At 72.0% G+C, this 20345-nt stretch carries 21 protein-coding genes; 14 read left to right on the forward strand and 7 right to left on the reverse strand.

What is annotated here, in order from left to right; translation table 11 throughout:
• Window positions 1–38: 38 nt before the first annotated feature.
• Both ABD160_RS02875 and ABD160_RS02880 read left to right on the forward strand, forming a co-directional pair.
• On the forward strand, window positions 39–500 hold the full coding sequence (locus tag ABD160_RS02875; RefSeq protein WP_344018028.1) for a deazaflavin-dependent nitroreductase: 462 nt from the start codon (window positions 39–41) through the stop codon (window positions 498–500).
• Window positions 501–619: 119 nt separating this feature from the next.
• Window positions 620–1681 (forward strand): methionine synthase, encoded by a 1062-nt coding sequence (locus ABD160_RS02880; RefSeq protein ID WP_425563570.1) that lies wholly within the window; start codon window positions 620–622, stop codon window positions 1679–1681.
• Window positions 1682–1685: 4 nt separating this feature from the next.
• On the opposite strand, the gene ABD160_RS02885 is transcribed toward ABD160_RS02880, so the two are convergent.
• A complete protein-coding gene (locus tag ABD160_RS02885; RefSeq protein ID WP_344018029.1) occupies window positions 1686–2987 on the reverse strand; it encodes an MFS transporter in 1302 nt (433 codons plus the stop codon).
• A 163-nt stretch (window positions 2988–3150) separates the two neighbouring features.
• Window positions 3151–3846 (reverse strand): GntR family transcriptional regulator, encoded by a 696-nt coding sequence (locus ABD160_RS02890; RefSeq protein WP_344018030.1) that lies wholly within the window; start codon window positions 3844–3846, stop codon window positions 3151–3153.
• Window positions 3847–4004: 158 nt separating this feature from the next.
• On the opposite strand from ABD160_RS02890, the gene ABD160_RS02895 reads away from it, so the two are divergent.
• The 5 genes from ABD160_RS02895 to ABD160_RS02915 are packed head-to-tail and all read left to right on the forward strand — an operon-like array spanning window position 4005 to window position 10992.
• A complete protein-coding gene (locus ABD160_RS02895) occupies window positions 4005–5708 on the forward strand; it encodes a thiamine pyrophosphate-binding protein (protein WP_344018031.1) in 1704 nt (567 codons plus the stop codon).
• Window positions 5705–7102 (forward strand): phenylacetate--CoA ligase family protein, encoded by a 1398-nt coding sequence (locus ABD160_RS02900; protein ID WP_344018032.1) that lies wholly within the window; start codon window positions 5705–5707, stop codon window positions 7100–7102. The genes ABD160_RS02895 and ABD160_RS02900 overlap by 4 nt, the downstream gene beginning before the upstream one ends.
• A gap of 26 nt (window positions 7103–7128) precedes the next feature.
• Window positions 7129–8652 carry an aldehyde dehydrogenase family protein gene (locus ABD160_RS02905; RefSeq protein ID WP_344018033.1) on the forward strand — a complete coding sequence of 508 codons (1524 nt, stop codon included), beginning with the start codon at window positions 7129–7131 and terminating at the stop codon, window positions 8650–8652.
• A 29-nt stretch (window positions 8653–8681) separates the two neighbouring features.
• Window positions 8682–9329 carry a gluconate 2-dehydrogenase subunit 3 family protein gene (locus tag ABD160_RS02910; protein WP_344018034.1) on the forward strand — a complete coding sequence of 216 codons (648 nt, stop codon included), beginning with the start codon at window positions 8682–8684 and terminating at the stop codon, window positions 9327–9329.
• Between the two features lie 10 nt (window positions 9330–9339).
• Window positions 9340–10992, forward strand: coding sequence for a GMC family oxidoreductase (locus ABD160_RS02915; RefSeq protein WP_344018035.1), 1653 nt, complete (start codon window positions 9340–9342; stop codon window positions 10990–10992).
• A 46-nt stretch (window positions 10993–11038) separates the two neighbouring features.
• Here ABD160_RS02915 and ABD160_RS02920 read toward each other — a convergent pair whose 3' ends face one another.
• A complete protein-coding gene (locus ABD160_RS02920; RefSeq protein WP_344018036.1) occupies window positions 11039–11818 on the reverse strand; it encodes an isocitrate lyase/PEP mutase family protein in 780 nt (259 codons plus the stop codon).
• A 135-nt stretch (window positions 11819–11953) separates the two neighbouring features.
• Here ABD160_RS02920 and ABD160_RS02925 point away from each other — a divergent pair, with 135 nt between their 5' ends.
• Window positions 11954–12376 carry a hypothetical protein gene (locus ABD160_RS02925; RefSeq protein WP_344018037.1) on the forward strand — a complete coding sequence of 141 codons (423 nt, stop codon included), beginning with the start codon at window positions 11954–11956 and terminating at the stop codon, window positions 12374–12376.
• A gap of 17 nt (window positions 12377–12393) precedes the next feature.
• On the opposite strand, the gene ABD160_RS02930 is transcribed toward ABD160_RS02925, so the two are convergent.
• The 3 genes from ABD160_RS02930 to ABD160_RS02940 are packed head-to-tail and all read right to left on the reverse strand — an operon-like array spanning window position 12394 to window position 14812.
• Window positions 12394–12792, reverse strand: coding sequence for an ester cyclase (locus ABD160_RS02930; RefSeq protein ID WP_344018038.1), 399 nt, complete (start codon window positions 12790–12792; stop codon window positions 12394–12396).
• A gap of 13 nt (window positions 12793–12805) precedes the next feature.
• Complete coding sequence (locus ABD160_RS02935; protein WP_344018039.1) at window positions 12806–14407, reverse strand: peptide chain release factor 3; 1602 nt, start codon at window positions 14405–14407, stop codon at window positions 12806–12808.
• A gap of 24 nt (window positions 14408–14431) precedes the next feature.
• Entirely contained in the window at window positions 14432–14812 is a 381-nt protein-coding gene (locus ABD160_RS02940) for a VOC family protein (RefSeq protein ID WP_344018040.1), read from the reverse strand.
• Window positions 14813–14969: 157 nt separating this feature from the next.
• Between ABD160_RS02940 and ABD160_RS02945 the strand changes: the two genes are divergently transcribed.
• The 4 genes from ABD160_RS02945 (at window position 14970) to ABD160_RS02960 (ending at window position 18469) form a co-directional block, all read left to right on the forward strand.
• The gene (locus tag ABD160_RS02945) at window positions 14970–15971 is read left to right on the forward strand and encodes an ABC transporter substrate-binding protein (RefSeq protein ID WP_344018041.1); all 1002 of its coding nucleotides are present in this window, start codon (window positions 14970–14972) and stop codon (window positions 15969–15971) included.
• A gap of 70 nt (window positions 15972–16041) precedes the next feature.
• Window positions 16042–16860, forward strand: coding sequence for an ABC transporter ATP-binding protein (locus ABD160_RS02950; protein WP_344018043.1), 819 nt, complete (start codon window positions 16042–16044; stop codon window positions 16858–16860).
• A 17-nt stretch (window positions 16861–16877) separates the two neighbouring features.
• Window positions 16878–17636: an ABC transporter permease gene (locus ABD160_RS02955; protein WP_344018044.1), complete on the forward strand. Its 759-nt coding sequence runs from the start codon at window positions 16878–16880 to the stop codon at window positions 17634–17636.
• 86 nt (window positions 17637–17722) lie between these two features.
• Complete coding sequence (locus tag ABD160_RS02960; RefSeq protein ID WP_344018045.1) at window positions 17723–18469, forward strand: ABC transporter permease; 747 nt, start codon at window positions 17723–17725, stop codon at window positions 18467–18469.
• 14 nt (window positions 18470–18483) lie between these two features.
• On the opposite strand, the gene ABD160_RS02965 is transcribed toward ABD160_RS02960, so the two are convergent.
• On the reverse strand, window positions 18484–18915 hold the full coding sequence (locus ABD160_RS02965; protein WP_344018046.1) for a VOC family protein: 432 nt from the start codon (window positions 18913–18915) through the stop codon (window positions 18484–18486).
• 64 nt (window positions 18916–18979) lie between these two features.
• Between ABD160_RS02965 and ABD160_RS02970 the strand changes: the two genes are divergently transcribed.
• Both ABD160_RS02970 and ABD160_RS02975 read left to right on the forward strand, forming a co-directional pair.
• Entirely contained in the window at window positions 18980–19645 is a 666-nt protein-coding gene (locus tag ABD160_RS02970) for a TetR/AcrR family transcriptional regulator (protein ID WP_344018047.1), read from the forward strand.
• A 198-nt stretch (window positions 19646–19843) separates the two neighbouring features.
• Complete coding sequence (locus ABD160_RS02975) at window positions 19844–20287, forward strand: VOC family protein (RefSeq protein ID WP_344018048.1); 444 nt, start codon at window positions 19844–19846, stop codon at window positions 20285–20287.
• The last annotated feature ends 58 nt before the right edge of the window (window positions 20288–20345 follow it).

Below are 20345 nucleotides of genomic sequence, written 5' to 3' on the forward strand. Positions count from 1 at the left end.
CGCTCGCGGTGCGCCCCGCCCCCTGCAAGGCTGGTCCCATGGTCGACTCGAACTACCGCGCACCGGGGATCGTGCACCGCAAGCTGCTGAACCCGCTGCTCGGCAAGCTCGCCGGGCGCGGTGTGCTCCCCGGTGGCACGGTGGTGCTGGTCGTCCCCGGCCGGGTCAGCGGCCGGCTGCGCACGGTGCCGCTCACCCCGTTCGCCGGCGCGGGGGGCCGCTTCCTGATCTCCCCGCGCGGCGAGACCGACTGGGTGCGCAACCTGCGCGCCGCGGGCGGCCACGCCGCGCTCCGGGCCGGAACCACCGAGCGGATCCGGGCCACCGAGCTGTCCCACGACGCGGCCGTGCCGGTGCTGCAGTCCTACCTGCGCGAGCTGGGCCGGATGGCGAAGGTCTTCTTCGACGATCTCACCCCGGACTCGTCCGCCGCCGAGATCGCCGCGGTCGCACACCGCTACCCGGTCTTCGTCCTCGCCGGCGACGGGTCGGCGCCGTAGCCGGCACCGCGGAGGGGGAGACTGGGCGGGTGAGTTCTGACGATCCGCTCGCCGCCGCGCTCGCCGCCGCCGGCCTGGGTGACGTGCGACCCGGCGAGAGCCGCCCGCCCGAGCCCCGGATCGAGGTCGTCGACGCCGCGCCCGAGGAGCCCGCCGATCCGCGGGAGCTGTGGCCCACCGGCATCGCCACCGGGGTGGGGTCGCTGCCGGGGACCGACATCCGGGAGGCGGCGGCCCTCGTCGTCGGCGAGACGCCGGAGCTGCCCGCACTGCCGGAGCTGCCCGAGCGCGGCGTCGGCGCGGACATGATCGGCCGCACCGCCGGGCTGCTGGTGGACCTCGCGGTCGAGGTCGTCCCCACCGGCTGGCGGGTCACCGCGCGGCCGGGCCGCGACCTGCGCCGGGCCCGCGACCTGATGGCCGGCGACCTGGACGCGTTCGACGACGCCTGCGACCGCGCCCGGCCGGCCTGGGTCAAGATCCAGGTCGCCGGGCCGTGGACGCTCGCCGCCGCGGTGGAGCTGGCGTCCGGGCACCGGGTGCTCACCGACCGCGGCGCCGTCCGCGAGTTCGCCGCCAGCCTCGCCGAGGGACTGCGCGGTCACGTCGCCGAGATCGCCGCGCGCACCGGGGCGTCGGTCGTCGTCCAGCTCGACGAGCCCGGCCTGCCCGCGGTGATCGCCGGCTCGCTGCCCACCGCGTCCGGCTACGGCACCGTGCGCGCCGTGCGCGCACCCGACGCGCAGGACGTGCTGCGCGACCTCATCTCCTCGGTGGACGCCCCGGTCGTCGTGCACTGCTGCGCCGACCGCCCGCCGATCCGGCTGCTCGCCGGGGCCGGCGCCACCGCCGTCGGGATCGACGCGACCCGGCCCGCCTTCGCCGGCGCCTCCGCCGAGCCCGCCGCGCTGGACGCGATCGGCGAGACCTGGGACGCCGGGACGCCGCTGCTGCTCGGGCTGGTGCCGAGCACCGCGCCGCGCCGCGAGCCGGAGATCGGCGAGCTCGCCCGCGCCGGGTTCGAGCTCGCCGACCGGCTCGGCTTCGACCGGCACCGGCTGGCCCGGCTCGCCGTCCCGACCCCGGCCTGCGGGCTGGCCGGCGCCACCCCGGACTGGGCGCGCCGGGCACTGGAGCTCTCCCGCGACCTGGGCCGGGCCTTCGCCGACCCGGACGAGTAGCGGATCACCGGCCGATCCGGAGCGCGAGCACCAGCCCTCCGCCGACGACGAGCACGCCGCCGAACAGGTACAGGCTGCCCGCGGTGCTACCGGTCGCCTCCGAGACCACCCCGACCAGGGAGGTGCTCACCGCACCGGCGACGTTGCCGATCGAGTTGACGAGCGCGATGCCCGCCGCGGCGCCGACCCCGGAGAGCAGGGCGGTGGGCAGGCTCCAGAACGCCGCCTGGGCACTGGAGATCGCCGCGGCCGCCACCGTCAGCGCGACGAGTGCGGGGACGGTGGCGGACTGGGTCAGCCCGACCGCGACCAGCCCGATCCCGCCGACCGCGCACGGCACGGTGGTGTGCCACCGGCGTTCCCCCGTCCGGTCGGCGTGCGTGGCCACCCACACCATCGCGACCACGGCGAACAGGTAGGGCACCGCGGAGAGCAGCCCGACGGTGACCGTGGACTCCACCCCGCTGCGCGAGATGATCGTCGGGAGCCAGAAGCTGATCGTGTAGATCCCGAGTGCGATGGTGAAGTAGATCCCGCCCAGCAGCCAGATCACCGGGCTGCGCAGCGTCGACCGGACGCTGGTGTGCGCGCCGGGCCGGGCCTCGTCGTCCGCGGCGAGATCGCGGGCCACGACGGCCTTCTCCGTCTCGGTCAGCCAGGTCGCGTCGGCCACCCGGTCGTCCAGCCGGCGCAGCACGACCAGCCCGAGCAGCACCGCGGGCGCCGCCTCCAGGACGAACATCCACTGCCAGCCGCGCAGCTCGCCGATCCCGTCGAAGGTCTGCATGATCCAGCCTGACAGCGGTCCGCCGAAGATGGTCGCCACCGGGATCGCGGTGAGGAACAGTGCGGTGATCCGTCCGCGCCGGTGCGCCGGGAACCAGTACGTCAGGTAGAGCAGGATCCCCGGGATGAAGCCCGCCTCGGCCACACCGAGCAGGAACCGCAGCAGGTAGAAGGAGGCGGGGGAGCTCGCCAGCGCCATGAGCCCGGAGACCAGCCCCCAGCTGACCATGATCCGGGCGATCCAGCGGCGGGCGCCGACCCGGTGCAGGACGATGTTGCTCGGCACCTCGAACAGGATGTAGCCGACGAAGAAGACCCCGGCGCCGATGCCGTAGACGGCGTCGGAGAACCAGAGCTCGTCGTCCATCTGCAGCCGTGCGAACCCGACGTTGACGCGGTCGAGGTAGGCGACGGTGTAGCAGACGAACAGCAGTGGGACGAGCCGGATCGCGATCGTGCGGTACACCCGGTCGTCGGTGGTGTCGGCCCGGGCGTGCCCGGGATCGGGACGTGCGGCCATCGGAGGGCTCCTCGGCGCTGAGTGAGCACGGACAGCGTCGCACGATGCAACATTCTGAATTCAGAATCAAGCGGAGCGACGACGCCGGGGGAGCCGGTCCGGCCGGACCGGTCGTGCGGTCGGGCCCGGACCGGGCCGGGATCAGGACCGGATCAGGACCGGATCAGGATGCGGTGCCGGTCGCGGTGTCCCCGGTCTCCTCGGGGTGCCCGGCGAGCGCGTCCAGGATGAGCTGCTCGCCGTGTTCGGCGTGCTGGCGGGCCAGCATCTCGGCCCGGTCCGCGTCGCCCGAGACGACCGCGGAGAAGATCGCCGCGTGGTCCTCCCAGACCCACTTCGGGGCGCTGCCGCGGAACAGCAGCTCGCCCATCACCCGCTGCACGTTCCGCCAGATCACCCCGGCGCTCTCGATCAGCAGCGGATTGCCCGAGTGCTCGGTGACGAACCGGTGGAAGTCGATGTCGGCCGCCACCATGCGCGCGTAGTTCTTCTCGCGGTCAGCGGCCTGACCCTCGGCGACCAGGGCGAACCCGCGCGAGGACTCCTCGGCGGAGAGCTTTCCGGCGGCACAGCGGGCGGCGTAGCCGTCGAGCACCGCGCGCAGCCCGTAGAGGTGCCGGACGAATTCGACGTCGACCGGGGCGACCTCGAGGCCGCGCCGGCCGAAGTCGCGGAGCATCCCCTGGTTGCGCAGCAGGAGCAGCGCCTGCTGCACCGGCTGGCGGGACACCGCGAACCGTTCGGCCAGCTGCTCCTGGCGAAGCGGGGTGCCGGGGGTGAGCCGGCCGGTGCAGATGTCGTCGACGATCGCGTCGTAGACCTGCTGCACGCGCGAGGGCGGTGCGGGCAGTGCCGTCATCGCGGCGAACCGTCCTTCCGCATCGTCGGATCCTCCCGTCGGACAACGGCATCAGGTTACCGGGACGCGGGCACCGCTCGGCATCCGGTTGACTTCTGAATTCAGTATGCGCAAAGTAGGTGGCGCATGTCACCGGTCGAGGAAGCCCGAGGAGCCGCATGAGCGAGGAACCTCCGTCCGCCGTCGCCGAGCTGGTCGCGCGATTCCTGTACGAACGCGGGGTCCGGCGGGTGTTCGGCCTGCAGGGCGGGCACATCCAACCGATCTGGGACCGGCTGGCCCGGCTGGGCGTCGCGATCGTCGACGTCCGGGACGAGGCCGCCGCCGTGCACATGGCGCACGCGCACTCCGAGCTGACCGGCGAGATGGGCATCGCGCTGGCCACCGCCGGGCCGGGGGTCACCAACACCGTCACCGCGGTCGCCAACGCCTCGGTCTCCCGGATCCCGCTGATCCTGCTCGGCGGCTGCCCGCCCCGGCCGCAGGCGAACAAGCATCCGCTGCAGGACATCCCGCACACCGAGATCCTCCGCCCGGTGACCCGGCAGAGTCGCACCCTGCGGGTCGCCGACGAGGTGCTGCGCGAGCTCGACGAGGGGTGGGCCCGGGCCACCGGCGACGCGACCGAACCGGGGCCGGTCTACCTGGAGATCCCGACCGACGTGCTGCGCGAGACCGTCCCGCCGGCGGTGGTCCTCGACGAGTACCTGCGGCTCCCGCCCGCCCGCCGGTCCCGCCCGCACCCGGACGACGTCGCCGCGGTCGCCGCGCTGGTCGCCGCCGCCCGCAGGCCGGTGGTGATCACCGGTCGCGGCGCCCGCCGGGCGCCGGAGGCGCTGGTGCGGTTCCTGGACGCCTCGGGCGCCGCCTACCTCGACACCCAGGAGGGCCGCGGCCTGGTGCCGCAGGAGCATCCGGCCGTCGTCGGGGCGCTGCGCAGCCGGGTGATGCGCGACGCCGACCTGGTGGTCACCGTCGGCCGGCAGCTCGACTACCAGCTCGGCTTCGGCTCGCCGGCCGCGTTCCCGCAGGCCCGCTGGGTGCGGATCGCGGACTCGGCGGGCGAGCTGTACGACAACCGGCGCGGCGAGGTGGAGATCCTCGCCGACGTCGGGTCCACCCTGGACGAGCTGGCGGCCGTGGTGTCCGGCGATCCGGCCTGGCGGGACGAGCTGCGGGCCGCCCACCTGGAGCGGTCCTCGGGCTACCGGGAGAAGCTGGCCGCGACCCCGCCCGGCGCCGACGGCCGGATGCACCCCAACCACATCTTCGTCGCACTGGCCGAGCTCGACCTGGACGGCGCCACCGTCGTCGCCGACGGCGGCGACCTGCTCAGCTTCGCCCGGCTCGGCGTCCCGCCGCAGGCCCGCTATCTCGACGCGGGCGCCTTCGGCTGCCTCGGCGTCGGGGTCCCGTTCGCGATCGCCGCGGCGCTGGCGAACCCGGACTCGCCGGCGATCACCGTCACCGGCGACGGCGCGTTCGGGATCAACGCGATGGAGGTCAACACCGCCGTCCGGCACGGTGCGCCGATCGTGGTGATCGTCTCCAACAACGCGGCCTGGAACATCGAGCGCTACGACCAGGCCGAGAACTACGGCCTCGTCGTCGGCACCGATCTCGAGCACAACGACTACGCGGCGCTCGCCGAGGCGCTGGGTGCGCACGGCGAACGGGTCACCGAGCCCGGGCAGCTGCCGGACGCGCTGAAGCGGGCACTGGCGAACGCGCCGGCCGTGATCGACGTGGTGACCAGCCGGGACGCGCCCTCGCCGGACGCGGGCAAGGGGCTCGGCTGGGTCCCCGACCACCAGGCGCTGACCCCCTGGAACGACGCCGAGATCGAGCGGAGGAAACAGTGAGCGACCAGATGGAGGAGTGGCACTTCCCGGCCGGCTACGACCAGTCCTACCTGCCGGATCCGGACAGCCCGTACTGGTTCCCGCACCGGGAGACGATGGATCCGGCGGAGCGCGACGCGGCGGTGCTGGTCCGGTTGCAGGAGGTGCTGCGCTACGCGTACACCACCTCGCCGTTCTACCGCCGCAAGTACGACGCGATCGGTCTGGACGTCGGCGACGTCACCACCTGGGAGGCGTTCGAGCAGGTCCCGGTGGTCACCAAGCAGGAGCTGCGCGAGTCGCAGGAGAACGCGCCGCCGTTCGGCGACTACGTCTGCGTGGACGACGCCGAGCTGCACCACATCCACGGCACCTCCGGCACCACCGGCACCCCGACCGCGTTCGCGATGGGTCGCCGGGACTGGGAGGTGATCGCGGACAACCACGCCCGGATCCTGTGGGGGATGGGCGTGCGCCCCGGCGACACCGTGTTCGTCTCCGCGCTGTTCTCCCTCTACCTCGGCTCCTGGGGCGCGATGTCCGGAGCGGAACGTCTGCGCTGCAAGGTCTTCCCCTACGGCGCCGGAGCGTCCGGGATGACCGCGCGGGCGGTGCAGTGGCTGGCCCGGACCCGTCCGCGGGCGTTCTACTCGACGCCCTCCTACGCGCTGCGCCTGGCCGAGGTCGCCGAACAGGAGAAGATCGACCCGCGCGAGTTCGGGATCGACGTCATGTTCTTCTCCGGCGAGCCCGGCGCGTCGGTCCCGACCGTGCGCAAGGCCATCGCCGACGCGTTCGGGGCGCGGGTCGTCGACTGCGGGACGATGGCCGAGATGACGCCGTTCATGTCGGCGTCGGCGACCGCGGGCAGCCCGGACGGGATGCTGCTCTGGCAGGACATCGTCTGGCACGAGGTCTGCGACCCGGGCACCTTCCGCACCGTCCCGTACGGCGACGAGGGCACCCCGGTCTACACCCACCTGGAGCGCACGTCGCAGCCGATGATCCGGCTGGCGTCCAACGACCTGACCCGCTGGGAGCTGGGGACCAACGGCTGCGGCCGCACCTACCCGCGGCTGCCGGCCGGGGTCTACGGCCGGATCGACGACATGATCCACATCCGGGGCGAGAACGTGTACCCGACCGAGATCGACAACGTGCTGCGCTCGATCGAGGGCTACGCGGGCGAGCACCGGGTCGTGGTCACCCGCACCGGCTCGATGGACGAGATCGTCGTCCGCGCCGAGGCCGCCCCCGGGCACGCCGCCGCCTTCGAGACCGAGGCCGCGCGCGGCCTGCACCGGGTCGTCGGCCTGCGGGTCGGCGTCGAGGTCGTCGCACCCGACACCTTCGAGCGCAGCGAGCACAAGGCGCGCCGGGTGCTCGACGACCGCGAGCACGTCCAGCGTCCCTGAACCCCGTGGCAAGGAGGCCATCTCCCATGACCGTCAGCACCCACGCACTCACCCTCGACGCCGACGCCCGCACCGCCGAGCACGTGGCGATGTTCGTCGACGGCGAGTTCGTCCCCGCCGCGGCCGGGGCGACCTTCCCGACCGTCGACCCGAACACCGGCCGGACCGTCGCGCAGGTCCCGCGCGGCGACGGCACCGACGTCGACCGGGCCGTCGCCGCGGCGAAGCGGGCCGCCGTCGACTGGCAGTTCACCGACGCCATCGCCCGCGCCGCCCTGCTGCGCACGCTCGCCGGGCTGGTCACCGAGAACGCCGACGAGCTCGCCCGGCTGGAGGCACTCGACTCCGGTCACTACCTGGCCAAGGCGAGCGAGCTGATCGGGGCGATCCCGCTCTGGCTGGACTACTGGGCGAGCCTGGCCGACAAGGTCGGCGGCCGCACCATCGAGGTGCCCGGCGACAAGCTGTCGTTCACGCTGCTCGAACCGCTCGGCGTGACCGCGCACATCGTTCCCTGGAACTACCCGCTGCTGATCCTGGTCCGGTCCTGTGCACCGGCGCTGGCGCTGGGCAACACCGTGGTCGTGAAGCCGGCCGAGGACACCTCGCTGTCCGCCTGCAAGTTCGCCGAGCTGGTCAAGGAGGCCGGCTTCCCGGACGGCGTCTTCAACGTGGTCACCGGGTTCGGCCCGGAGGCGGGCGCCTCGCTGGCCGCGCACCCGGACGTCGCCGGCATCACCTTCACCGGCTCCACCGAGACCGGTAAGGCCGTCGCGAAGCTGGGCGCCGACCACGTCGCCCAGGTGAACCTGGAGCTCGGCGGCAAGAGCCCGACGATCGTGTTCCCGGACGCCGACCTCGACGACGCCGTCGAGGCCGCCGTGCAGGGCTTCTGCTCGCACACCGGGCAGGTCTGTGTCGCCGGGACCCGGCTGTTCGTGCACGCCGACGTGCGCGAGGCGTTCCTGGAGAAGCTCACCGCGCGGCTCGACGAGACCCGGATCGGCGACGGCTTCGCCGACGGCACCCAGATGGGACCGCTGGTCTCGCAGAAGCAGTACGACCGGGTGCGCGACTACATCGAGATCGGCCGGACCGAGGGCACGCTGCACTACGGCGGCGGACGCCCGGCGGGGGCGCCCGAGGGCGGGTATTTCGTCGAGCCGACGGTCTTCGTCGACGTCCCGCACGACGCCCGGATCGCCCGCGAGGAGATCTTCGGCCCGGTCGCGTCGGTGCACGCCTGGACCACCGAGGACGAGCTGGTCGAGGCCGTCAACGACAGCATCTACGGGTTGTTCGCGGTGCTGCTCGGCCGGGACATCACCCGGCTGCTGTCCACCGCGCGCCGGTTGCAGGTCGGCGGCGTGATGATCAACGACTGGTTCGGCGAGCTGCCGATGACCCCGCACGGCGGGCACAAGCAGTCCGGCACCGGCCGCGAGGAGGGCCTCGAGGCTGTGCACGGGTACACGCAGGTCAAGCACGTCAGCGTCAACCTCGACGGCGGCCTGCGCGCGGGCACCGACTGGGCCGGCGCCCCCCTGTAGAGCGCTCTTCGACGAGGAGGAGGACAGCAGTGAACGACGCACCGGGTGAGAAGCCCGCCCCGTTCGGGGCGCCGGAGACGACCGCGCCGCCCGGCGAGGCCGGCGGGTTCTTCGAGAGCGGCCGGCCCCGGCTGGGCGGCCTGCAGGAACCGATCCGGTTCACCGGCCGGCAGGCCGCGGTGATCCGCGCGGTCGCCGAGACGATGATCCCGCCGGACCCGGCCTGGCCGGACGCCGGATCGGACGAGATCGACATCGTGGCCTTCGTCGGCCGCTACGTCACCCCGTCCGGCTACCGGAACAAGCACTACCCGTTCGCCGAGGAGGACGCCGTCACGGCGGGCCTCGACCGGCTCGGGCAGTCGTTCGTGGACGGTGACGCGACCGCCCGCGCCGCGGCCGTCGCGGCGCTGGAGGAGGCGGGTGACCCGCTCTTCGAGCAGCTGCGTGCGCTCGTCTACTACGGCTACTACTCGCGGCCCGTGGTCACCCTGGCGATCAACCGGAACCTGCCCGCCGGGCGGGACTACCACGGCCCGCCGCTGCCCTACGGCTACCTGCAGACCACCGAGCCGTGGGACGAGGAGCTGCTGACCCGGGCCGCCGAGAACGGCTCGTACCTGGAGACCGACGACGTCGTGCGCGTCGACCTGTCCCAGCTCTCCTGGACGAAGTGAGGAGCACGTCATGGCCGCATACGACGAGACCGACGTCCTGATCATCGGAGCCGGCCCGGGTGGCGCCGGGATCGCGCTGAAGCTGGCGAAGGCCGGGATGAGGGTGGTGTGCCTGGAGCAGGGCCCCTGGGTCACCCCGTCCGAGCACCCGCACTACCACGACGAGTGGGAGCTGGAGAAGCAGCGCGGCTGGGCCTACGACCCGAACGTCCGGCAGCTCCCGGAGGACTACCCGGTCACCGGGACGACCACGCCGTACATGATGAACAACGTCGGCGGCTCCACGGTGCACTACGCCGGGCACTGGCCGCGCTACAAGCCGGTCGACTTCCGCAAGGGCACCGAGCACGGGCTCGAGGGCACGATCGACTGGCCGATCAGCTACGAGGACCTCGCCCCGTTCTACGACGAGAGCGACGAGATCTACGGCATCTCCGGCCGGATCGGCGACCCGTCCTACCCGGACCGCAAGCAGGCGGTGCGCGATCCGGAGGTGCTGCCCGGCAAGCTCGGCCTGAAGTACGCCAAGGCGTCGCGGGACCTGGGCTGGCACTGGTGGCCGTCCGACAACGCGATCATCACCCGGGACCGGGAGAACCGGCAGGCCGACCAGGCGATGGGCAACGAGCTGTCCGGCAGCCCGACCGGGTCGCTGTCCACTCCGGCGAACGCGCACTGGCCCTACGCCGTCCGGCACGGCGCGGACCTGCGCACGATGGCCCGGGTGGAGACGATCAACGCCGCCGGCGGCCGTGCCACCGGGGCGACCTACGTCGACCGCAGCACCGGGCAGCGGCACGAGGTGCGGGCGAAGATCGTGGTGCTCGCCGCGAACGGGATCGGGTCGCCACGGCTGCTGCTGCAGAGCGCCCAGAAGGGGCATCCGGACGGCCTGGCGAACTCGAACGGGATCGTCGGCAAGTACCTGATGCACCACGTCTTCGCGTTCTGCGACTCGTGGTTCGACGAGCCCGTCGAGGGCTTCAAGGGCAGCTTCGGCGCCCCGCTGTACTCGCACGAGTTCTACCACACCGATGTGAGCCGGGGCTTCGTCAACGGCTTCGGCATGCAGGTCGCCCGCAGCTTCGGCCCGGCCTACGCCGCGATGGGCACGCACACCGGCTACACCGCGCCGTGGGGGGCCCGGCACCGCGAGTTCTTCGACTCGCACTTCGCCAACCACCTGATGGTCTTCATGTTCGGCGAGGACCTGCCGGTGGAGACGAACCGGGTCACCCTCGACCCGGACGTCACCGACTCGTCGGGGCTGCCCGCCGCGCACGTGAACTACGCGCTGCACCCCAACGACGTCGCGCTCGCCGAGTACGGCATCGGCAAGATCTTCGAGGCGACCCGCGCGGTCGGTGCGGTGGAGACCAACGACACCGGCGTGCTCTACCCGCCGCCGGGCTGGCACCTGATGGGCACCTGCCGGATGGGCAACACGCCCGCCGACTCGGTGCTCAACAAGTGGTGCCAGACCTGGGACGTGCCGAACCTGTTCGTCTGTGACGGCAGCACGCTGACCACCGGCGCCGCGGTCAACCCGACGTCGACGATCGGTGCGCTGTCCCAGCGGACCGGGGAGTACATCCTGCGGAACTTCGACGCGGTCGTCGCGCAGAAGGTCACGCCGTCCAACGCGGACGCGCCGGACATGTGAGGCCGGGGGCCGGGCCGGCGCAGCGTGGCGCCGGCCCGGCCGCCGCTCAGTTCAGCTTCCGGGTGCCCTCCGGCAGCCCGCCGCCGCGGTAGACGTCCTCGGCCAGCTCGGCCAGTGCGGTGAGCGCCACGTTCTGGCTCCACGGACCGTAGGAGACACGGGCGACGCCGAGTTCCTGCGCGGTCTTCAGCGGGATCGAGCCGGGGATGCCGATCAGGTTCACCTTCCGCTCGCCGAGGGCCTCGACCAGGCGTCCGACCTGGGTCTCGTCCAGCTTGCCGGGCACGAAGAAGTTGGACGCGCCGGCGTCGAGGTAGGCGCGGCCGCGCTCGATCGCGTCGTCCAGCACGGCAGCCGGGTCCTTGTCGCCCGCCTTGAGGAACGCGTCGGTGCGCGCGTTGAGCACGAAGTCGACGCCGGCCTTCTCGGCGGCGGCGACGGCCGCCTCGACCGCCTGCACCGCCTCGCGCAGCGGCTTGACCTGGTCCTCCAGGTTGGCGCCGACGATCCCGACGTCGATGGCGCGGGCGATCGTGCCGCCCGGGTCGCCGTAGCCCGCCTCCAGGTCGGCGGTCACCGGCAGGTCGCCCGCGGTGCGGGCGATCAGCCCGACCGCGGCGATCATCTCGTCGCGCGGGATGTTCTCGCCGTCGTCGTAGCCGTGCGCCGCGGCGATGCCGTGGCTGGCCGTGGCGAGCGCCGTGGTGCCCGGCGTCTCGGCGACGACCTTGGCGGTGATCGCGTCCCAGACGTTGACGACGAGCAGCAGATCCGGCGCGGCGTGCAGCTGCTGGAGCGCGGTGGCCTTGTCGGCGGTGGAGGTCATACGGCCACCGTAGGGCGGTCGCCGCCACACCGCCGGTCGGTCGCAGCCGGACACCTGCCGAGGGTGTACCCAGAACTGGGTATCTGCGGGCTCCCGGGGCGCGCTCGGGTGCCCGGAGTCGGCGATGCTGTGCCCGTGCTCCCCGACCCTGCCGCCGCCGCGCCACCCGCCGCGCCGTCCGTCCCCGCGCCCGCAGTGGGTCTGGGCACCTCCGCGCTGGTGCTCGGTGTCCTCGGGACGCTGGCGGTCGCCGTCGCGGTGGCCCTGTCGATCGGCGCCCCGCCGGGCCTGGTGGGGCTCGCCCTCGCCTCGGGCGGGCTGGTGCTCGCGGCCGGCGGGCTGGTGCTGGGCACGGTGGCCGCGGTCCGCGGCGGGGTCCGCGGGAACCGGACGGCGATCTCGGCAGCGGGGCTGTCCGTCGTCGGCCTGTCCGGCGCGCTGATCTGGTTGGCCGCCTTCGTGATCACCATGCTGTCCGGGGCCCTGCCGGCCGCCCCGGGCGGCTCGGACGGTGCCGCGCCGCCGCCCTGCGCGCCGCCGACCTGCGCGGCGCCCTGACCGCGGCCGGGCCGCGCTCAGCGCGGGACGCCGAGCTGGTCGCGGATCGCGTCCATGTCGACCAGCGATCGGATCTCGGCGATCCGCCCGGCCTCGTACCGGTAGAAGGCGTGCTCGACGAACGAGATCGGCTCCTGGGCGGCGGGCAGGCCCCGGAACCCGGCCGGGGTGCAGTCGAAGCGGATCCGGCACGCGACCTGGTCGGCGTCGGTCACCAGCGTCTCGATCGCGTAGTGCAGGTCGGGGATCTCCGCGACGTCCCGGCGGAGCAGGTCCCCGAACGCGGCGACGGACAGCCGGCGTCCGTTGTGGACCACCGGATCGTGCACGAACCCGCCGAGGTCGTCGAACCGTCGTTCGTTCAGGCAGGCGAGATAGGCCCGGTACCGGTCTCCTGGGCCGTCACCGGCGTCCATCGGAGCGCCGGCGCTACGAGATCGACGATCCGGCGGGCATCGCCTCGAGCCGCAGGTCCGGGAACTTGCGGGCGATGATGTCCATCCGCCACTTGTTGCTGAACAGGGCCAGGTACTCGCCGTCGGAGTCGCGGCGCAGCACCTCGCACTCGGACTGCGCGGACAGCAGCTCGACGGCGGCGGCCTCGGTGAGCCGGGCCACCTGGTAGGGCAGCCGGTCCAGCGAGACCGGCGCGTTGAACTCGGTCTCCAGCCGCCCGGTGACCACGTCGAACTGCAGCGGGCCGACCGCGGCCAGCACCGGGGCCTGGTCGCCGCGCAGGTCCGAGCGCAGGATCTGGATGACGGCCTCGTTGCCGAGCTGCTCGATGCCCTTGCGGAACTGCTTGTACTTGCCGGCGTCCCGGGCGCGGATCACCGCGAAGTGCTCGGGCGCGAACGCCGGGATCGACGGGAAGTCGACCGGATCGGCGGCGTAGAGCGTGTCGCCGGGACGCAGCGCGGTCGCGTTGACCAGGCCGACGATGTCGCCCGGGTACGCCTCCTCGACGGTCCTGCGCTCGGCGCCGAACACCGACTGGGCGTACTTCGTCGCGAACGGCTTGCCGGTGGCGGCGTGCGTGAGCACCATCCCGCGCTCGAACCGGCCCGAGCAGATCCGCAGGAAGGCCATCCGGTCGCGGTGCGCCTTGTCCATCCCGGCCTGCACCTTGAACACCAGCCCGGACGTCGGCGCGTCCAGCGGGCGGTCCTGCCCCTCGACGTCGGGCCGCGCGGCCGGGGCCGGGGCGAGATCGACCAGCGAGTCGAGCAGCCGGGCGACGCCGATGTTGGACAGCGCCGAACCGAACAGCACCGGGGTGGCGCTGCCGGAGAGGAAGTCCTTCTCGTCCCAGGTCGCGCCGATCTCGTCGAGCAGGCCCAGCTCGTCCTGCGCGGTCTGCCAGTACTCCGGCTCCTGGGCGGCGATCGTGTCGGCGTCGACGACGGTCGCGGTCGCCTTCGTCGCACCGCCGGCGGCCCGGGTGAAGGCGGTGTACTCGCCGGTGGTCCGCTCGATCAGGCCCTTGAACTGGCCGGCGATCCCGAGCGGCCAGGTCAGCGGCATCGGGCGCAGGCCGATCGTCTGCTCGACCTCGTCGAGCAGCTCCAGCGCCTCCCGGCCGGGCCGGTCCCACTTGTTGACGAAGGTGACCACCGGGACGCCGCGGGACCGGCAGACGTCGAACAGCTTGAGGGTCTGCGGTTCGAGACCCTTGGCGGCGTCGAGCAGCATCACCGCGGCGTCGACGGCGGCGAGCACCCGGTAGGTGTCCTCGGAGAAGTCGCCGTGACCGGGGGTGTCGAGCAGGTTGATGACGCAGTCGCGGTAGGCGAACTGCAGCACCGCCGACGACACCGAGATGCCGCGGGCCCGCTCCATCTCCATCCAGTCGCTGGTGACGCCCTTGCGGCCGGACTTGCCGTGCACCGCGCCCGCCGAGTCGATGACCTCCGCGTGCAGCGCGAGGGCCTCGGTCAGGGTGGACTTGCCGGCGTCCGGATGGGAGATGACGGCGAACGTGCGCCGGCGCGCGGTCTCGTCGAGTACGTGCGCGTCCTGCGTGTCGGTCACGGATCCCAGGATAGGTGCGGCGGATCAGCCGGACGACGGTGCCCGGCTCAGGTCCACGACGCAGAACACGTTGCCGTCCGGGTCGGCGAGCACGACGAAGTCCGGATCGGTCGGGTAGCCGTCCCAGTCCGGCCGGGTAGCGCCCAGCCCGAGCAGCCGCGCGACCTCGGTGGCCTGCTCGGCGGTGGTGTCGACGAACAGGTCGAGATGCAGGCGCGGCCGGGGCTCCGGTGGCGAGACGCTGCGCATCAGGCCGAGCGTGCGGGCGCCGTCCGGTCCGGTCAGGGTGCGCCAGGCCGCGCTCGACCACTCGTCGGAGACGGTCAGGTGCAGGGCGGCCGACCAGAACGCGGCGGCGCGATCGAGGTCGGTGACACCGACGACGGGGAAGCCGAGACGCAACACCCGTGCAGTCTGCGCGGAGCAGCGGCGATCCCGTCATCGAGTTGGCCCGTGCGGGCTCCTCCCGGGACCGGAAAGAAAATCTCAATGTCCGCTATGGCGGATCGCTTGTCCTCTCCGCTAGGTTCTCCGGGACTGCGAGGGCTCCGCTGCCGGAGCCGTGGACGTCCTCGTCAGCCCACGGAGACCTCTCAGCGAAGGAGCCGGGATGAGAATCGGACGACGAGCCGGGACGCTGCTCGCAGCGTCGGTGTGTCTCTTCATGATCGCAGCGTGCGGTGGCGGCGAATCCAGGGCGGACGGGGGTCAGCTGCGCGTCGCCTCCAACTCGAATGCGACCGCACTGCCGTTCTGGATCGCCCAGGATCAGGGATTGTTCGAGAAGCACGGACTCGACGTCGACTACACCAAGATCGAGAACGTCGCGACTCTTCCGCAGGCACTCGGGACCACGTTCGACATCGTCCTGTCGACACCGACGCTGGCGATCGCCTCGACGGCCCAGGGAATCCCCATGTCCGAGGTATCCGGATCGTCGGTGGACGTCCCGGACAACCCGTCGGGCTTCCTGATGGTGCCGGAAGGGTCGGGTGTCTCCGACGTCGGACAGCTCGCCGGCGCGAGGATCGGTGTGCTGAACGAGACGGGAACCCTGCACATAGCCACCCGGAACTGGTTGCAGCAGTCGGGTGTGGACCTGGACTCGTTGGAGATCGTCCAGGTGGACGGACCCGCTCAGGCCGACCAGCTGCGGAGCGGACGGATCGACGCCGTCGAGACGGTCATCCCGTTCAACGAGCAGATCGAGGAAGCGGGCGGGATCAGCCTGGGCTCGCCGTTCCAGTCGCTCGCCGAGGAGATCACACCGATCTACTGGGCCGCCCGCACCGACTGGGCGGAGCAGAACCGTCCGGTGATCGAGCGGTTCCGGGCGGCACTCGACGAGGCCCAGCAGTTCATCGTGGACAACGACGCTGCGGCGCGCAGCGTTCTGCAGGACGAGCTCGGCTATCCCGATGACGTGATCGCGAATCTCGAGCTCCCCACGTTCGACACGGCCGTCCGGCCCCAGGACGTCGAGCCGTGGCTGGAGGCGATGCGGTCCACGACGGGGTTCGCCGGGGACGTCGACGTGGACCGGCTCGTCGTGGGCGCGCCATAGGTCCGGTGGGCGCGACACCCTGTCCGCCACAGTTGACTATCGATGAGTACGACGAACGGAAGGAACCTGCATGCCCGGCTCGGATCCCGACATGACCGCGGAGGCGTCGTTGCCGGCGACGCTCGAGCTCGAGTGCCGTGATGTGCACGTGCGCCTCACCGGAGCGGCCGGGCAGGTCGACATCCTCCGTGGTGTCGATCTGCAGATCGGGCGCGGTGAGTTCGTGTCGATCCTCGGGGCCTCGGGCACCGGGAAGACCACCCTGCTGAGGGTGCTCGGTGGCCTCACCCCCGTCAGCGGTGGCGACTACCACCTCGGCGGACGTCCGGTCAGCGGGCCGCCGGAGGGCGCCGTCACCGTCTTCCAGGACTACGCGAACTCGCTGTTGCCATGGCGGACGGTCGCGCACAACGTCGCGCTCGGTATCGAGTCCCGGCTACCGGCGGCAGAGGTGCGCGAGCGCGTCGACGGGGCGCTGGAGATGGTGGGACTGGGGGAGAGCGCGGGGGAGTACCCCTCCCGGCTCTCCGGAGGCATGCAGCAGCGGGTCCAGATCGCACGTGCCCTGGCGATGCGACCGTCGGTGCTGCTCATGGACGAGCCGTTCGGCGCACTGGACGCGATGACCAAGGCCGGACTGCAGGACCAGCTGCAAGCGGTGCAGGCGGCGACCGGGACGACGATCGTCTTCGTGACCCACGACGTCGAGGAGGCGGTCTACCTCAGCGACCGCATCGTCGTGCTCTCCGGTCGCCCCGCGTGTGTCGGCCTCACCCTCGACGTGCCGCTGGCGCGGCCGCGGGACCAGATCGGCACCAAGGAGGACGCCGGGTACCTCGACCTGCGTCACCGGACCTACGCCGCGCTCGGGCACGGGGTCCCGCGGTGACCGGCCTGTGGCGAGGTGTGAACGTCTCGGGGCTGGCGACCGCGGTCGCGTTGCTGCTGTGCTGGGAGTTGATCGTCGCGGTCGGGCTCGTCGACCTCGACTACCTGCCACGTCCGTCGGAGATCGTGGCCGGAGCGGGAGAGATCGTCGCCAGCGGGGAGCTGGTCGGCAACGTCGGACACACGGTCGCCGCAGCGCTGCTGGGATGGGTGCTCGCTGTGATCATCGGTGTGCCGCTGGGCATGCTGGTCGGCCTCGTCCCGGTCGTCCGGACGTACTCGATGGCGACCTTGGACTGGTTGCGCGCGCTGCCCATCGTCGCGTTCGTGCCGGTGGCGGTGCTGCTGTTCGGGTTCACCATCCGGACCGAGATCGTGCTGGCCTGCTACGCCGCGCTGTGGCCGATCACGCTGAACACGATCGCCGGGACGTCGGCACTCGGCGATCGCAAACGGGAGGTCGGCGACGTGCTCCGGCTCGGCCCGGCCGAGCGGCTCTGGAAGCTGAGGCTGCCGGCGGCGACCCCCGCCATCGTTGTCGGCATGCGCCTGGGCGTCGGGCTCGCGCTGGTGCTGGCGCTCGTCGTGGAGATGGTCGGGAACCCGGCCGGCCTCGGCTACGCACTGGTGCAGGCGGGTCAGGCATTGCAGCCGGAAGTCATGTTCGCCTACATCTTCACGATCGGGATCGTCGGAATCGTGCTGAACTCGCTGCTCACCGCGGCCGCCCGTCTCCTCGTCCCCGGACAGATGCACGCGGCGGGTGAGACCGCATGAGCCGAGCCGATGCATCGACCGAACCCGCCACGGAAATCGCCGGCGGCCGCCCCGGCCGGTCGAGGCACACCCGGGGTCGCTCCGGGATGCCTCCACTGCGTGGGCTCCTGCCGCTGGCGATCGGGCTCCTCGCGTGGCAACTGCTCGCGGACCCGGGCTCGCCCTACTTCCCACCGCCGTCGCGGTGGTTCGCCGAGCTCTGGGCGTCGGCCCGGGGCGGTGAGCTCCTCGTCGCTCTCGCCCAGACGACGGTGACCCTGTTCCTCGGTCTGCTGGCCGCGACCGTCGGTGGTGCGGTCCTCGGTGCCTTGATCGGGGCGAGCCGGGGGGCCGACCGGGCCGCGGGGCCGACGCTGGAGTTCCTCCGGGTGCTCCCGGCCGCCGCCCTCGTGCCGCTCGCCGCGCTGCTGCTCGGTTACACCCAGAGCATGAAGCTCGCCGTGGTCGTCCTTCCGGCGATGTGGCCGGTCCTGCTCACCGTTCGGGCAGCGCGCCGCTCGGTCAGCCCGGTTCTGCTCGACGTCACCCGGACCCTCGGTCTCTCCTGGTGGCAGCGGACCCGGAAGGTGCTCGTCCCGTCGCTCACCCCGAGCGTCCTGCTGGGAGTTCGGGTCGCCGGACCGCTGGCGCTGATCATCTCGCTGCTCGTGGAGATCGTCACCCGGATCGACGGGATCGGCGCCCTGATGGGGGCGGCGCAGGCCAACTTCCGGTCGGCGCAGGTGTTCGGCCTGCTCGTCGTCGCAGGTGTGCTCGGGTTCATCGTGAACCTGCTCGTCAACCGCGCCGAGGAGATGGTCCGCAGCCGACTCTCCGGCGAGGTGCGGAGGTGACCCGTCGCCGACCGTCAGCGCGGTGGGATCTTGCCGTCCCTGACCAGGCCGACCTCCGCGGCGTCGGTCCCGTACGGCGTGGTGATCACTTCGAGGTTGTGACCGTTGGGGTCGTCGAAGTACACGCCGCGACCGCCGTCGTGGGTGTTGATCCGGCCGGGCTCCTGGTGGAACGGGTCGGCCCAGTGGTCGAGCTGCTTCGAGGTGACTCGGTCGAGGATCGCGTCGAACTCGGCCTCGCTGACGAGGAAGGCGTAGTGCTCGGAGTCGATCGGGTCGTCGACGCGCATGACGTCGACGGAGGAGTCGTTCGACAGCCGGATGCTGAGGACGCGGTCGTCCGCGTCGCCCTCCGGCTCGGGGAGGCCCAGCATCTCGGTGATTAAGTGGGCCGTCCTGCGGCGGTCGTGCGCCTTCAGGATCGTGTGGCTGAGCTGCACCGCCATGGTGACCTTTCGTTAAAGAGTGCTGTATCCAATACATTTCACCCCGGGCCGGTAGCGTGTCAACGTGGGTTCGGACGAGGCAGCGCGCCGGTCAGGCGCAGGCCGGCATCCTCAGCGACGGTCGTACACCTCGACGCTGCGCGACGAACGTGCGGCCGACACGCGGACCCGCATCGTCGAGGCGGCGCGCGAACTCTTCGCCACGCGCGGGTTCGACGGCACGACGATCGCCGTCATCGCGAAGCGCGCCGGCGTCGCCACCCCGACGGTCTATGCGGTCTTCAGCAACAAGGCGGCGATCGTCAGCGAGCTTCTCTCCCGGCTCGAGTCGGAGGCGGACGCGGAGCGCTGGTGGTCGCGCATCGAGGACGAGGCCGATCCGTTCCGGAAGCTCGACCTCTACGCCTCGTTCCACAGGCATCTGTTCTCGAACGGCCGGGACGTGTGGGCGGCGGCGGTGCGGGCCGCCGGCGATGCGACGGTCGTCGAACTGCAGGGGCAGGGTGCGCGCAACGCGAAGCACTGGCTGGTGCCGATCGTCGCTGCGCTGGCCGAGGCCGGGGCGCTCGAACCGGGGCTGACGCAGGAGCAGGCCGTCGATCGTGCGTGGCTCATGAGCGCGATGGAGCTCTACTTCCGCGCGGTCACCGGGCTGGGCTGGTCCGACGACGATTACGAGCAGTGGCTCATGCGGGTGCTCCGGACCGAGGTCACGGGCGCGGGCCGCTGATTCGGCCCCGCCCGCCCGGCCCGCCCGCCCGGGCGCCGCTGCGGGCGTGAGGTCCTCCGGTCCCCTCGGGCAGGGCGCCGGACCACTCCGTGTCGAATGTTTCGATCACGTTGACGACAGTCGATATAGTGAACTATATTGAAACGAGCTTGATCAAGCCACGCACATGCCCATCCACCACGACGAGAGGCGCGCACGATGCCCGTCGAGCTCAACCACACGATCCTGAAGGCGCACGACCGCCGCGGGACAGCCGAGTTCATCGCCGAGATCCTGGGACTTCCCGAGCCGGAGAGCTTCGCGGACGACCACTTCCTCATCATCCGGCTGTCGAACGACTCCTCCATCGACGTCATGCGCGTCGACGACCCGTTCGACATGGAGCACTACGCGTTCAAGGTGAGCGAGGAGGAGTTCGACCAGATCTTCGGTCGCATCAAGGCCAAGGACGTCAAGTACTGGGCCGACCCGTTCATGCAGGTACCGGACCAGATCAACGAGCTCGACGGCGGCCGGGGGGTCTACTTCCTCGAACCCGGAGGGCACTCGCTCGAGGTCCTGACCAAGCCCTACGGGAAGGAGACCGAGGCACTCGGTCTCCAGAACGAGCGTCGCGCTCCCGGGAAGTTCCCGGGCGCCTGACGGCGTCGCCCGGTCGCACGATGCCGGCGGCCGGCACACCGAGTGGCTCGCCACACCG

The sequence above is a fragment of the Pseudonocardia kongjuensis genome, assembly GCF_039526905.1.
In the GTDB taxonomy this organism is placed as follows: Bacteria; Actinomycetota; Actinomycetes; order Mycobacteriales; family Pseudonocardiaceae; genus Pseudonocardia; species Pseudonocardia kongjuensis.